The organism is Pseudomonas sp. LS1212 (assembly GCF_024741815.1).
Classification (GTDB): Bacteria; Pseudomonadota; Gammaproteobacteria; order Pseudomonadales; family Pseudomonadaceae; genus Aquipseudomonas.
The window spans coordinates 3,738,622-3,752,061 of the sequence record NZ_CP102951.1 but is presented as its reverse complement, the minus strand read 5'-3'; the positions used below and the strand labels follow the sequence as shown (position 1 = coordinate 3,752,061).

Here is a 13,440-nt window from a genome sequence, read left to right as displayed (position 1 = left end):
ATAGCGGCTGGCGGTCGACACCGGTCCCGGTATAATCGCTCGCCTTGTCGCGCCGCCCGGTGCTGTTACCATGCTTGTGAGTCTATGCAACTGATCCCTGAAATCGAATCCTTCCTGCTCTGCCGTACGCCCGATGCCTGGGTCCAGGCGGCATTGCGCAACCTCGACATTCTTCTGATCGACCATGCCAACAACGAGAAGAAGGCGGCCGGGGCGGCGTTCCAGTTCATGTTCCAGTACAACGACAAGCCCGACCTGTTGAACAAGATGTCGCGTCTGGCCCGGGAAGAACTGCGTCATTTCGAACAGGTGCTGGGCATCATCAAGAAGCGCGGCATCGCCATGGCCAACGTCAGTTCGGCGCGCTACGCCGGAGCGCTGCGCAAATGTGTGCGCAACCACAATCCGTACCGGCTGACCGATGCGCTGGTGGTCGGCGCCTTTGTCGAGGCGCGCTCCTGCGAGCGCTTCGCCGCCCTGGTGCCGCACCTGGATGAAGACCTGGCCAAGTTCTACGGCGGCTTGCTCAAGTCTGAAGCCCGGCATTTCCAGGATTACCTGAAATTGGCGTATTTGTATGGCGATCAAGCCGACATTGATGCCAAAGTCGAGGAAATTCGGGAGGTTGAGCGCGAGCTGATCGAAAGTCCGGACGAAGAATTTCGTTTCCACAGCGGCGTCCCCGTCGCCCACTGATCGACCTGCAATTGCATGATGCTGCGAATCGGTCCGGAAGACCTATAGCGGTGGCGGCCATTACGGCCACTGCGTGCCCGATCGCAGCCTGCGGCAGCTCCTACAAGTCGAACGCCGCCAGATGAAACCCCTGCTCATCCACCTGCAACGCCCAGCCCTGGCTGTCCCAATCACCCAGCACAATGCGCCGGGCCGCCTCGGAACCCACCTGCAGCTTATGAATCGCCGGCCGGTGGGTGTGCCCGTGGACCAACGTGCGTACACCATATTCCTGCATGATCCGTGGAATTTCTTCCGGGGTCACATCGATGATGTCGTTGGCTTTCATCCGGGTTTGCGCACGGCTTTCGCTGCGCAGCTTGCGTGCCAGCCGCTGGCGCGCGCCCAGCGGCAGGTGCCGCAGGATCCACAGGCTGACCGGGTTGCGCAGGTAGCGGCGCAGGCGCATGTAGGCTTCATCGCGGGTGCACAGGCTGTCGCCATGCATCAGTAGCACGGGCTCATCATTCAATATGACCAGGCAAGGATCCTGCAGCAGGGTACAACCGGCTGCCTTGCAGAAGGCCTTGCCGAGCATGAAGTCGCGATTGCCGTGCATCAGAAAAATGTTGGTACCGCTGTCACTCAGCTCGCGCAACGCCTGGCAGATCGAGGTCTGGTAAGGCGTCATGGCGTCGTCGCCGATCCAGGCTTCGAAGAAGTCGCCGAGGATGTAGAGCGACTCGGCCGAGCGCGAACGCCCGGCGAGTAGATCAAGAAACGCCCGGGTAATGTCCGGGCGTTCTTCTTGCAGGTGAAGATCGGAGATCAGCAGTATCACTCAACGATCTCGGCTTTCTCGATGATCACGTCTTCTGCGGGTACGTCCTGGTGGCCGGCCTTCATGGTGGTGGCTACGCCCTTGATCTTGTCGACCACGTCGCTGCCTTCGACCACTTTACCGAATACGGCATAGCCCCAGCCTTGAACGGTCTTGGCGCTGTGGTTGAGGAAGCTGTTGTCGGCAACGTTGATGAAGAACTGCGCGGAAGCCGAATGCGGTTCCATGGTGCGGGCCATGGCAACGGTGTACTTGTCGTTGGACAGGCCGTTGTCGGCTTCGTTCTGGATGCTTGGGCGCTTGTCTTTCTTCTCTTTCATGCCAGGCTCGAAACCGCCGCCCTGGATCATGAAGTTGCTGATGACACGGTGGAAAACAGTGTTTTCGTAGTGGCCGGCCTTAACGTATTCGATGAAGTTGGCCACGGTCAGCGGGGCTTTTTCAGCGTTCAATTCCAGGACGATGGTGCCGAAGTTGGTGCTCAGTTTGACTTTGGACATTATGTAAATCGCTCTTGTAGAGAATTCAGCGGGTAAGGCAAAAATGTGTATTACCACCTTGACGCTCAGTTTACAGGTGGCGATACGCAATGCGTGGCTGATTTTTTTGTATAACGCAGCGGCAACAATAATAACCGCTTTTCTCCAAGAGTCGTTGCCGCCTCAAGCATTCGCCGCTTCGACGCAGGCATAGACCACCAGTTCCACCAGCATTTCTTCCCGGGCAAGGCCGGCGACCACGATGGCTGCGCGGTTGGGGTAGGGGGCCTGGAAGTACTCGGTATACAGGGCATTGACCGTGGCCAGGTAGCTTCGATCGGTCACGTAGATCAACACCTGAGTAACCGCGTCCAGGTTGCTGCCGGCGGCTTCGAGGGTATGGCGCAGGTTGTCCAGGGTCTGACGGGCCTGGGCTTCGATGCCACCGGCTACCACCTGGCCTTGCTGGTCGATGGGAATTTGCGCGGTGTAGAGCGTGCCGTTGCCGACCACGGCCCATTCCAGCGGGGCACGCGAGGCGAAGAGGTCAGTCTTGATGGCATGTTTCATAGGCGGTTTCCTGATTGGGGTAAGTAAAGTGCGCTCAAGAGGCGTCGCTGCCTTCGCCGGCGCCGCGCCGGCGTGATTCTTCGGTGCTTTCCACCAGCACCCGCTCACCCAGCTTCTTCAAGGCGGCCCAGACCTGGTCATCGACCGCAAGGCCGTTGGCGCGCTGGCTGGCGGCCGTGGCGGCGAGGTCCTGCCAGCCGAGGTTCAGCCGTGTCGCTGCGCCCGGCTCATTGGGGGCTGGCAGCAGGCTGAAGTCCCGTGACACGAGCACGTTGATGCTCTGCTCGTCCGCTTGTGCCGGCTGGGCCAGGTCAAGGACCTGCAGGCTTGGGCTGGCTTGCCCGGCAGCGAAGGTGGCCAGCCATTGCTGGCGGGCGTCGCGCCAATGCACGCAAAAACTCAAGCCTTGCTCGCTGCAGCGTGCCAGGTAGCCCAGCAACAGCAGGCGGTTGTGGCAATGGCGAATGCGCACTGAGGCCGAACCTGTGCCCAAGGCCTTGGCGATACCCAGCTCGACCGCCTGGGCGGCGCAGCGCAACACACTCTGGCCAAAGGCATCGAGGGTCAGTTGCGCGGCGTCTTCGTAGCAGGTGTTGAATGGCCGGTCGGTTTCGGTCTCGAGAAAGGCCAAGGCTTTTTCCAGGGTGCCGATACCGTCCAGGCCGTGCAGTTGCAACCAGGCGATCATCTCGGCGGCGTCGTCGCAGTCTCCCGGGGCGAATCCGATGCCTTCGAACGCCTTGCGGCAGACAACCTGGATTTCATTGAGCGATACACGCATTTCATCGTTCTCCGGCAGGTGCTGCCAGTTGTGGCATGACGGCAAAGTTCCAGTCGTCATCGAAGGGTTGGCCTATCTCACTGACCAGTGGCGCACCCTGGAACAAGGTGATACGTACCCAGCGGCTGGACTTGGGGTCGAACTTGCCGGCGCCGAAAAACGCCAGTTTGCAGCGCAGTAGGTGGATCGGCAGCATGGCCCGGTCCAGCAGGTTGGCGCGGATTTCTCCATAGGTGCAGCGGGCCATGCCTTGCAGACGGCAGACGGTGCCCTTGAAGCGCGGTTCGGCAATCAAAAAATGCGCCGTCAGGTGTTCCGGGTGCTCTTCCAGGTGGCGCAGCAGGGCCTCATGGCAGCGTTGGATATTGCGCGCGATGCCCAATTGCATTTCCTTCTCGGCCCCCGACTCTTGTGCACGTTCACCCAGGCGCGGCTCTTCTTTCTCGGCCGAGCGGTACCAGAAAAAGTGATTGGCCTCGGCGCTGTCCAGGTCATAGTCCAGGGCCCAGCGGTACTGGTTTTCGATCACGGCGCGCAGTTGATGCAGCGGCATCCGGGCATCGAGGCGAAAGCCTTCTTTGACATCCATCCGCGCGGCCAGCGGGTCGACCTGTTCGGGGTACAACTCCAGCAGCAGGCTGACCAGCAATTCCTGGCAACCCAGGCCGGCATGCTGTTCGCTCCATTGGCGCAAGCGCGGCCAGAGGTCGGTGTTCAAGGGCTGGCGGTCGAGCCATTGATCCAGCTGCTCGAGGTCGGCCAGGGTGCGCTGGTCGGCCGCGCTTTGTCGTGCGTCCTCGGTGATGGTTTGCTGCAGATGCCGCTGCGCCCGCTCCAGCAATGCCTGCAAGCGTTGCCGCCGGGGCAGGTCGGCGGACTGGGCCATGACTAAGGCCAGGGCCGATTCCCGGGTCGATAGCCAGCGGTCGAGCAGTTGCGGGTGATTGATCAGGAACGGTGCCATGCCCAGCCCGGTGGAGTTGCCGACGCCCAGATAGCGTTGCAGGGTAATGTCCAGCCCGACGGCGCGCTGGGGTGCACGCGCCCGGGCCATGTGTTCGATCTGTTCGATGCTGAAATGGCGCAGCAGGTAGACGGTGAACATCTGCGCGCTGAACGGTTGCCTGAAATCGGTATTGTCCTGCAGGCAACTGAAGTCGGCGATGCCGAACTTGCCGTTGCCATAGACCGCCGTGGTGCGATACAGGTAACCCACCTTGGCCAGTTGCTCCGGTTGTGGCTGGCAACCTTCGGCCAGGGCTGCGACGAAACGCTCGAAGTTGCGCAGGCTGCGATTGGCCCGCGACAGCACCAGCACCCGGGCATCGAAGCGGCCGGCTTCCTGCAGCGGCACATTGCGGCGCAGGTCGGTCAGTTGCGCTTCGTCGACGTCGCCGGCGAGCAGGGCAAAGGTGACGTCCCATTGGTCGGCGATGACCCGGTCACTGCGTTTTTCAGGCGGCAGGTACATCGAGAAGATCACGCAGTGGTAGCGCTGGGTGGGGGTCTCAATGCGATAGATGGCCGTGCCATAGCCTTCGCCGTCGAGGTCGAAACAGCTGCGCTGGATCTGCCATTGCTCGCTCATCATCTTGCGCATGCTGCTGCGCACGAAGCTCAGACGGCTCTGGAAGTGACTGCCCAGGCGGTCCAGGTCCATGACCTGGGCGGCTGGTCGCAGGGCGGTAGCGGTGGCTGACATGTTTGCGATTCCTGAACAATTCATGGTCAAACCGCCTGCTCGCGAGCCATTTGCCGGGCGATCCGCAGCGCATCCCAGAGTGATGGCAGGATCAGCAGCGACACCGGCACCGCGGTGATGACGATAAAGGATTGCAGTGCAGTGACGCCGCCCGAGCCGATGGTGATCAAGACCACGGCGGCCAGGCCCATGCCGATGCACCAGAACGCGCGCAGCCAGCCCTTGGGCTTGTCATTGCGTGACATGGCCATGGCAACGGTGAAGGCCATGGCGTCACCGTTGGTGGCGACCGAGATGAAGCTCAGGAACAGGAACAGCGCCGAGATCAGGCCGCCCAGCGGCAGGTTCTGGGTAACACCCAGCAGCAGGGCTTCGGGTTGCGCACCATTGGCTGTGACGCTGCCCGGTGTTTGCAGTTCAAGGCCGATGCCAGTGCCGCCGACCACGGTGAACCAGAACATGGTGACGATCGGGGCAATGATCGACAGGGTCAGGATCACTTCACGGATTGTGCGCCCCCGGGAGATCCTGGCCACATACAGGGCGACCATTGGCGCGTAGCCGATGAACCAGCCCCAGTAGAACACCGTCCACCAGTCCAGCCATTTGGTGTCGGCACGGAACAGTGTCATCGGGATGAACTCTTGCAGGTGCAGGGTGAAGGCTGTCGGGAAACCGCCGAGGATGAACATCGTCGGGCCGAACGCAATCATGAACACCGCCAGGCCGATCATCAGCCACACGTTTATCTCGCTGACGAAACGGATGCCCTTGAGCCCCACCAGGCACGAAGTGGTGTACAGCACCGTGACCAGGATGATGGTGATGGCCTGGGTGGTGATGTCGTTGGGGATGCCCCACACCGCGTGCAGCGCGTTGCTGATCTGCAGGCCCAGGAAACCGATCGGACCGATGGTGCCGGCCACTACGGCAATGATCGAGGTGGCGTCGGCCAGGGTGCCGATCGGGCCGTCGATGGCGCGTTGGCCGAACAGCGGGTAGAGCAGGGTGCGTGGCGCCAATGGCAGGCCTTTGTCGTAATGCAGGTGCATCAACACGATCGCCAGCAGGCTGCCAAGCACCGCCCAGGCCAAAAAGCCCCAGTGCACGAAAGACTGGGCCAGCGCGGCATGGCCGGCTGCTTCAGTGTTCGGCTGCATGCCAGCGAACAGTGGTGGCGGGCTGGCGAAGTGCATGAGCGGTTCGGCAGCCGCCCAGAATGCGCCACCACCGGCGAGCAGGGCGCACATGATGACGGCGATCCAGTTGAAGGTGCTGCTGTCGGGGCGTTGGTCGACTCCACCCAGGCGCACTCGCCCGCATTTGGAAAAGCAGATGCCCAGGCTGACCAGGAAGGTCAGCAGCATCAATACCTGCCAGTACAGGCCAAAGAATCGGGTTGACCAGGCAAACAGAATGTTGACCAGGCCGGAGACGGCGGTGATATCGACCAGGGCGGCGATCAGGAAGGCGCCGAGGAAGCCGCCGCTGATCAAGAACAGCGGCCAGTCGATTCCTTGTCGTGCCGCGAGGCTCAATGGCTTGCTCTCGGCTTGCAGTGTCGTGGACGTTTTCATGAGGCCTCCAGAGTGCGCGCCTGCGGCTGCACATCAGCGATGTAGGGGCCGTCCGCTTGAAGGGAGGCGGACGAGGGGCGATTGTTATTGTTTTTCATGCTGTCCTCACATTGATGTTCAGGCTTGTGCGGGAGTGGCGGTCTCCAGCAGGCGCAGCCAGTTCAGGCCCATGATGTTGCGTACCTCATGCTCGGCGAAACCGCGGGCTTGCAGGCCCTCGGCGATGACCGGGAAATCGCGGCTGTCGCGAAACCATTGCAGGGGCGCGGGCCAGTTCGCATTGTCGGCCGAGCCCTCGCCGTAGTCCTTGTCCTTGCTCCAGCGTCCATTGCGCATCCATTCCAAAACCTGCAGCGGTTGCTGTTGGCACAGGTCGGTGCCGATGCCGATATGCTCGACGCCCATCAACTCGGCCGTGGCGGCAACCATGTCGCAGAACGCTTCAAGGGTGCACTGGGAGGCGCCCTTCAGATGGAAGGGGTAAGTGCTGAAACCCAGCAGGCCGCCGGATTCAGCGATACCGCGCAGTACAGCGTCCGATTTGTTTCGTTTGGCCGCGTGGAAGCTGGCGGGGTTGGCGTGGGACACGATCACCGGCCGGCTCGACAGCTCGATGGCTTCCAGGGTGCTGCGTTCGGCGCTGTGGGACATGTCGATCAGCATGCCGACGCGGTTCATCTCGCGGATCACCTGGCGACCGAAGCGGCTGATACCGTTGTCTTCGCTTTCGTAGCAGCCGCTGGCCAACAGGCTCTGGTTGTTGTAGGTCAATTGCATGATGAAGACCCCCAACTGGCGGAAGACTTCCACCAGGCTAATGTCGTCTTCGATCGGCGAACAATTCTGGAAGCCGAAGAAAATACCGACCCGGCCTTCCTGCTGCGCAAGGCGGATATCGGCGGCATCACGCACCGGTCGAATCAGCTCCGGGTAGGCCTCGAAGCGGCGGTTCCACTCACCGATGCGCGACAGGGTTTCCCGGGCGTTCTCGTGGTAAGCGATGGTGGCGTGCACCGCGCTCAGGCCGCCGGCCTGCATCTGGCGGAAAATCTCCGGGCTCCAGTTGGAGTATTGCAGGCCATCGATCATCAATAGGTCGTGCATGAATGTATCGTTCACGGCAATCTCCGATTCAGGGGCGCACGTACGTGGTCTTGACCACCGTGTAGAAGTCGCGGGCGTACTGCCCTTGTTCGCGCGGGCCGAAGCTCGAAGCCTTGCGGCCGCCGAACGGCACGTGATAATCGGTGCCGGCGGTGGGCAGGTTGACCATCACGCAGCCGGTTTTGGCACGGCGCTTGAAGTCACTGGCATGGCGCAGGGACTGGGTGATGATCCCGGCGGTCAGGCCGTATTCGGTGTCATTGAGCACCGCCAGGGCCTGCTCGTAGTCGTTGACGCGGATCACGCAGGCGATCGGCCCGAACACTTCTTCGCGGTTGATGCGCATCTGGTTGTGGCTGTCGACGAACAGTGCCGGGCGCATGTAGAACCCTTCAGGCTGCAGTGCCAGGCGCTCGCCGCCTTCGACCAGGGTCGCGCCTTCTTCCTGCGCCAGTTGCAGGTAATGCAGGTTCTGCTCCAGTTGTCGGGCTTCGGCCACCGGGCCGATCTGCACGCCTGCCTCCAGGGCATGGCCGACCTTGAGCTGGCGCATGCGTGCGGTCAGGGCAGCGACAAAGCGGTCATGAATACCGTTTTCGACGATCAGCCGCGAGGAGGCGGTGCATTTTTGCCCGGTGCCGAAGAAAGCACCGTTGAGCGCACATTCCACGGCGATGTCGAGGTCGGCATCGTCGAGCACCACCAGGGCATTCTTGCTGCCCATTTCCAGTTGGCAACGCACCAGGTTGGCAGCGGTGGCAACGGCCACGCGGCGACCGGTCGGCAGGGAGCCGGTGAAGGTCAGGGCGTCGATGTCGGGTGAATGGATCAGGCTCTCGCCGACACTGGCGCCCGTGCCCATGACCAGGTTGAATGTACCGGCGGGCAGGGCCTGGCGGCTGATGATCTCAGTCAGTGCCCAGGCGCTGGCTGGCACCAGGTTGGCTGGCTTGAACACCACGGCGTTGCCGAACGCCAGGGCCGGGGCGATTTTCCAGGCCGCCGTGGCCATGGGGAAGTTCCACGGCGTGATGATGCCGACCACGCCGACCGGTTCGCGCACCACTTCGATGTCGATGCCGGGGCGTACCGAGGCGGCGGTCTCGCCCATCTGGCGCAGGACTTCAGCCGCGTAATAATGGAAGAACTGGCCGGAACGGTTGACCTCGCCGATACCTTCGTTGAGCGGCTTGCCTTCTTCGCGCGAGAGCAGGCGGCCCAGTTCCTCCTTGCGGGCAATCAACTCATCGCCGATGGCCATCAGCACCTGCTGGCGCTGTTCCAGGCCGCTGGCGGCCCATTGTACCTGGGCCTGGCGGGCGGCGGTGATGGCGTCGGCCGTCTGCTCGGCGCTGGCCTGGCAATAGTGGCCGATGACATCATGGACGTCGGAAGGACTGTGGTTGGCGATTACGCCCTGGCCTTCGCACCAGCTGCCGGCAATGTAGTTTTTATAGGGTTGCTGTGACATGAGAACCTCCGATTGCGTGGTTCTCATCTTGAGAGTATTACTTCACAAATAAAAATTAATAATAAAAATGAATCGATAAGGAAAACTTACCATGTTGCCCGAGTTGAAGATCACCCAGCTGCGCTACTTCGTGCTCGTGGCGACGCTCAAGAGCTTTCACGGTGCCGCCCGCCAGGCCTGCCGCACCCAGCCGGCGCTGTCCCTGGCTGTCCGCGAGCTGGAGCAGAAGCTGGGCCTGGCTTTGCTGGAGAAAGGTGCCCGGGTCGAGCTGACGCCGTTCGGCGAACATTGCTTGCCGTTATTCCAGGATTTGCTCGCGCACCATGACCGCATCGCCCATGAGCTGACCCAGATGGCCCGGCACGAAATCGGCCAGGTCAGCATTGCCACCGTGCCTTCGGTGGCCAGCCGCTTGTTGCCGCACCTGTTGGCGCGCTTTGTCGGCGAACACCCGAAAGTTCAGATCAGCATCCAGGACGGCAATGCCGACAGCGTCCAGCAGTTGCTGGCGCAAGGGAAGGTGGACTTTGCCATCAGCAGCCTGTGGATGCCCGACGAGAGCATTGACTTCCAGCCGGTGCTCAGCGACCAGGTGGGGGTAGTGTGCCGCCGCGATCATCCGCTGGCGGCGGCCGGTGGCGCCTTGCACTGGTCCAGCCTGCAATCCTGGCCCCTGGTGCGCAACGGTACCTCGCGCCTGCTCGAAGGCACCGAGGCGGCGGGCTTGCTCGACAGCAGCCTGTTGTTCGTCTCCAACATGATTTCCCTGATCGCCATGCTCGAGGAGGGTATCGGTATTACCACGCTGCCGTATCTGGCGTTTCCGGCTGCAAACGAGCAGTTGGTGTTCCTGCCGCTGTCGCAACCGAAGGTCGAGCGCCAGATCGGCATCCTGTGCCGCAAGGGCCGCAGCCTGTCGCCGGCAGCCGGGCAATTGATGGGCTTTTTGCATGAGAACTTGCGATCAAGGGAACAAGCCAACGCGCACCCGCTTGGGCTATGATAGGCGCTTTGATTGAGTCGGCCTGCCCAGGCCGTGTACCAGTATCCAAGGATCCTATGAGCAAGCCCACAGCCGACACCGCTGCCAACGCCGCCGCCAATGCAAAAGGCGCCCCCGTCGTACCCACCAACTTCCTGCGCCCGATCGTGCAGGCCGACCTGGACTCGGGCAAGCACAGCAGCATCGTCACCCGCTTTCCGCCTGAACCCAACGGCTACCTGCACATCGGTCACGCCAAGTCGATCTGCGTGAACTTCGGTCTGGCCAAGGAATTCGGCGGTGTCTGTCACCTGCGTTTCGATGACACCAACCCGGCCAAGGAAGACCAGGAGTACATCGACGCCATCCAGAGCGACGTCAAATGGCTGGGCTTCGAATGGGATGGCGAGGTGCGCTACGCCTCGCAGTATTTCGACCAGCTGCATGAGTGGGCCGTCGAGCTGATCAAAAAGGGCCTGGCCTATGTCTGCGACCTGACCCCGGAGCAGGCCCGCCAGTATCGTGGCAACCTGACCGAGGCGGGCAAGAACAGCCCGTTCCGCGATCGTTCGGTCGAAGAAAACCTGGACCTGTTCGCCCGCATGAAAGCCGGCGAGTTCAAGGACGGCGAGCGCGTACTGCGTGCCAAGATCGACATGGCCTCGCCGAACATGAACATGCGCGACCCGATCCTGTACCGCATCCGCCATGCCCACCACCACCAGACCGGCGACAAGTGGTGCATCTACCCCAACTATGACTTCACCCACGGGCAGTCCGATGCCATCGAAGGCATCACGCACTCGATCTGCACCCTGGAGTTCGAAGGCCATCGCCCGTTGTACGAGTGGTTCCTGGACAACCTGTCGGTGCCGGCCAAGCCGCGCCAGTACGAGTTCAGCCGCCTGAACCTGAGCTACACCGTGACCAGCAAGCGCAAGCTCAAGCAACTGGTCGACGAGCAGCACGTCCAGGGCTGGGATGACCCGCGCATGTCGACACTGTCCGGCTACCGCCGCCGTGGTTACACGCCTGAGTCCATCCGCAACTTCTGCGAAATGATCGGCACCAACCGTTCCGACGGCCTGGTCGACGTGGCCATGCTCGAATTCAGCATCCGCGACCACCTGGACCGTACCGCCCCGCGTGCCATGTGCGTGCTGCGTCCGCTCAAGGTCGTGATCACCAACTATCCGCAAGGCAAGGTCGAGGACCTCGAGCTGCCGTGCCACCCGAAGGAAGACATGGGCGTGCGCGAGCTGCCGTTCGAGCGCGAGCTGTACATCGACCGCGACGACTTCATGGAAGAGCCACCAAAAGGCTACAAGCGCCTGGAACCTGCCGGTGAAGTCCGCCTGCGTGGCAGCTATGTGATCCGCGCCGACGAGGCGATCAAGGGCGCCGATGGCAACATCGTCGAGCTGCGCTGCTCCTACGATCCGGACACCCTGGGCAAGAACCCTGAGGGGCGCAAGGTCAAGGGCGTGGTCCACTGGGTGCCGGCAAGCACCAGCGTGGAATGCGAAGTGCGCCTGTACGACCGCCTGTTCCGTTCGCCTAGCCCGGAAAAGGCCGAAGAGGGCGCCAGCTTCCTGGACAACATCAACCCCGATTCGCTGCAGGTGCTCAGCGGTTGCCGCGCCGAACCTTCGCTGGCCCAGGCCCAGGCCGAAGACCGCTTCCAGTTCGAGCGTGAAGGCTACTTCTGTGCCGACTTGAAGGACTCGAAGCCCGGTCGCCCGGTCTTCAACCGCACCGTGACCCTGCGTGACTCGTGGAGCTGAGGAAACAACGTGCTGACGATCTACAACACGCTCACCAAGAGCAAGGAAGTCTTCAAGCCGCTTGATGGCAACAAGGTGCGGATGTACGTGTGCGGCATGACCGTGTACGACTTCTGCCACCTGGGCCATGGCCGCAGCATGGTGGCTTTCGACCTGGTCACCCGCTGGTTGCGTTACAGCGGTTATGACCTGACGTATGTGCGCAACATCACCGACATCGACGACAAGATCATCAACCGTGCGCGGGAGAACGGCGAGTCGTTCGACGCCCTGACCGAGCGCATGATCGCAGCGATGCACGACGACGAAGCCCGGCTGAACATCCTCAAGCCGGACATGGAGCCGCGTGCCACCGACCATATCCCTGGCATGCACGCGATGATCCAGGCCTTGATCGACAAGGGCTATGCCTACGCGCCGGGCAACGGCGACGTCTACTACCGCGTCGGCAAGTTCGTCGGCTACGGCAAGCTGTCGCGCAAGAAGATCGAAGACCTGCGCATCGGCGCTCGCATCGAAGTCGACGAAGCCAAGCAGGATCCGCTGGATTTCGTCCTCTGGAAGGGCGTCAAGCTGGGCGAACCGAGCTGGGAATCGCCGTGGGGCCCCGGGCGCCCTGGCTGGCACATCGAATGCTCGGTGATGTCGACCTGCTGCCTGGGCGATACCTTCGATATCCATGGTGGCGGCAACGATCTCGAGTTCCCGCACCACGAGAACGAAATCGCCCAGAGCGAGGCGGCCACTGGCAAGCCTTATGCCAATGCCTGGATGCATTGCGGGATGATCCGCATCAATGGCGAGAAGATGTCCAAGTCCTTGAACAACTTCTTCACCATTCGCGATGTACTCGCCAAGTACCACCCGGAAGTCGTGCGCTACCTGCTGGTATCCAGTCATTACCGCAGTTCGATCAACTATTCCGAAGACAGCCTCAAGGAATCGAAAGGGGCGCTGGAGCGCTTCTATCACGCCTTGAAAGGCTTGCCGGTGGTTGCGGCGGCCGGAGGCGAGGCCTATGTGGCACGCTTCACCGAAGCGATGAACGACGACTTCGGCACGCCGGAAGCGTGCGCGGTGCTGTTCGATCTGGTGCGTGAGATCAACCGTCTGCGTGAGTCCGACCTGGATGCGGCGGCGGGCCTTGCCGCACGCTTGCGCGAACTGGGCGGGTTGCTCGGCGTGTTGCAGCTTGAGGCTGATGACTTCCTGCGTGCCGGTGCAGAAGGTCGGATCGATGCCGCTGAAGTCGAGGCGCTGATCCAGGCGCGTCTGGCGGCGCGGGCGGGCAAGGATTGGGCTGAGTCCGATCGCATTCGCGACCAGCTGACGGCGATGGGTGTGGTGCTTGAAGATGGCAAGGGTGGGACTACCTGGCGTCTGGCTGACTGAGGGGCCTGTTTATCGTCTGATAGACCGTCATCGCTGGCAAGCCAGCTCCTACAAAGATTGCACTGAACCTGTAGGAGCTGGC

General features: G+C 61.9%; 12 protein-coding genes. 4 read left to right on the top strand and 8 right to left on the bottom strand.

Features of this window, described 5'->3' with window-relative positions; genetic code table 11:
• The first annotated feature begins 84 nt into the window (after positions 1–84).
• Positions 85–696 (top strand): tRNA-(ms[2]io[6]A)-hydroxylase, encoded by a 612-nt coding sequence (locus NVV94_RS17395; RefSeq protein WP_258443631.1) that lies wholly within the window; start codon positions 85–87, stop codon positions 694–696.
• 100 nt (positions 697–796) lie between these two features.
• Here the strand turns inward: NVV94_RS17395 and NVV94_RS17390 are convergent, their stop codons facing one another.
• From NVV94_RS17390 to NVV94_RS17355, 8 genes are all read right to left on the bottom strand, one after another.
• Complete coding sequence (locus NVV94_RS17390; protein WP_258443630.1) at positions 797–1,516, bottom strand: UDP-2,3-diacylglucosamine diphosphatase; 720 nt, start codon at positions 1,514–1,516, stop codon at positions 797–799.
• Positions 1,513–2,016, bottom strand: a complete 504-nt coding sequence (locus NVV94_RS17385) for a peptidylprolyl isomerase (RefSeq protein WP_258443629.1) — start codon at positions 2,014–2,016, stop codon at positions 1,513–1,515. Before NVV94_RS17385 ends, NVV94_RS17390 begins: the two co-directional genes overlap by 4 nt.
• A gap of 162 nt (positions 2,017–2,178) precedes the next feature.
• Entirely contained in the window at positions 2,179–2,565 is a 387-nt protein-coding gene (locus NVV94_RS17380; RefSeq protein ID WP_258443627.1) for a RidA family protein, read from the bottom strand.
• Positions 2,566–2,599: 34 nt separating this feature from the next.
• Positions 2,600–3,346, bottom strand: a complete 747-nt coding sequence (locus tag NVV94_RS17375) for a DUF3726 domain-containing protein (RefSeq protein WP_258443625.1) — start codon at positions 3,344–3,346, stop codon at positions 2,600–2,602.
• Between the two features lies 1 nt (position 3,347).
• Entirely contained in the window at positions 3,348–5,048 is a 1,701-nt protein-coding gene (locus NVV94_RS17370) for a hypothetical protein (protein ID WP_258443624.1), read from the bottom strand.
• Between the two features lie 26 nt (positions 5,049–5,074).
• Positions 5,075–6,625: a BCCT family transporter gene (locus NVV94_RS17365; RefSeq protein ID WP_258443623.1), complete on the bottom strand. Its 1,551-nt coding sequence runs from the start codon at positions 6,623–6,625 to the stop codon at positions 5,075–5,077.
• Between the two features lie 117 nt (positions 6,626–6,742).
• Complete coding sequence (locus tag NVV94_RS17360) at positions 6,743–7,729, bottom strand: dipeptidase (protein WP_258447734.1); 987 nt, start codon at positions 7,727–7,729, stop codon at positions 6,743–6,745.
• A gap of 28 nt (positions 7,730–7,757) precedes the next feature.
• A complete protein-coding gene (locus NVV94_RS17355) occupies positions 7,758–9,200 on the bottom strand; it encodes an aldehyde dehydrogenase family protein (RefSeq protein ID WP_258443622.1) in 1,443 nt (480 codons plus the stop codon).
• Between the two features lie 91 nt (positions 9,201–9,291).
• On the opposite strand from NVV94_RS17355, the gene NVV94_RS17350 reads away from it, so the two are divergent.
• The 3 genes from NVV94_RS17350 to cysS are packed head-to-tail and all read left to right on the top strand — an operon-like array spanning position 9,292 to position 13,358.
• Positions 9,292–10,203 (top strand): LysR family transcriptional regulator, encoded by a 912-nt coding sequence (locus NVV94_RS17350; protein ID WP_258443621.1) that lies wholly within the window; start codon positions 9,292–9,294, stop codon positions 10,201–10,203.
• 56 nt (positions 10,204–10,259) lie between these two features.
• Positions 10,260–11,966 (top strand): glutamine--tRNA ligase/YqeY domain fusion protein, encoded by a 1,707-nt coding sequence (locus NVV94_RS17345; RefSeq protein ID WP_258443620.1) that lies wholly within the window; start codon positions 10,260–10,262, stop codon positions 11,964–11,966.
• Between the two features lie 9 nt (positions 11,967–11,975).
• The gene (gene cysS / locus NVV94_RS17340; protein ID WP_258443619.1) at positions 11,976–13,358 is read left to right on the top strand and encodes a cysteine--tRNA ligase; all 1,383 of its coding nucleotides are present in this window, start codon (positions 11,976–11,978) and stop codon (positions 13,356–13,358) included.
• Positions 13,359–13,440 lie beyond the last annotated feature (82 nt).

Bases quoted from the DNA above. Each gene is read 5' to 3' on its own strand.
- NVV94_RS17395 (WP_258443631.1), top strand. From the start codon at position 85: ATGCAACTGATCCCTGAAATCGAATCCTTCCTGCTCTGCCGTACGCCC.
- NVV94_RS17385 (WP_258443629.1), bottom strand. From the start codon at position 2,016: ATGTCCAAAGTCAAACTGAGCACCAACTTCGGCACCATCGTCCTGGAA.
- NVV94_RS17380 (WP_258443627.1), bottom strand. From the start codon at position 2,565: ATGAAACATGCCATCAAGACTGACCTCTTCGCCTCGCGTGCCCCGCTG.
- NVV94_RS17375 (WP_258443625.1), bottom strand. From the start codon at position 3,346: ATGCGTGTATCGCTCAATGAAATCCAGGTTGTCTGCCGCAAGGCGTTC.
- NVV94_RS17370 (WP_258443624.1), bottom strand. From the start codon at position 5,048: ATGTCAGCCACCGCTACCGCCCTGCGACCAGCCGCCCAGGTCATGGAC.
- NVV94_RS17365 (WP_258443623.1), bottom strand. From the start codon at position 6,625: ATGAAAACGTCCACGACACTGCAAGCCGAGAGCAAGCCATTGAGCCTC.
- NVV94_RS17360 (WP_258447734.1), bottom strand. From the start codon at position 7,729: ATGCACGACCTATTGATGATCGATGGCCTGCAATACTCCAACTGGAGC.
- NVV94_RS17355 (WP_258443622.1), bottom strand. From the start codon at position 9,200: ATGTCACAGCAACCCTATAAAAACTACATTGCCGGCAGCTGGTGCGAA.
- NVV94_RS17350 (WP_258443621.1), top strand. From the start codon at position 9,292: ATGTTGCCCGAGTTGAAGATCACCCAGCTGCGCTACTTCGTGCTCGTG.
- NVV94_RS17345 (WP_258443620.1), top strand. From the start codon at position 10,260: ATGAGCAAGCCCACAGCCGACACCGCTGCCAACGCCGCCGCCAATGCA.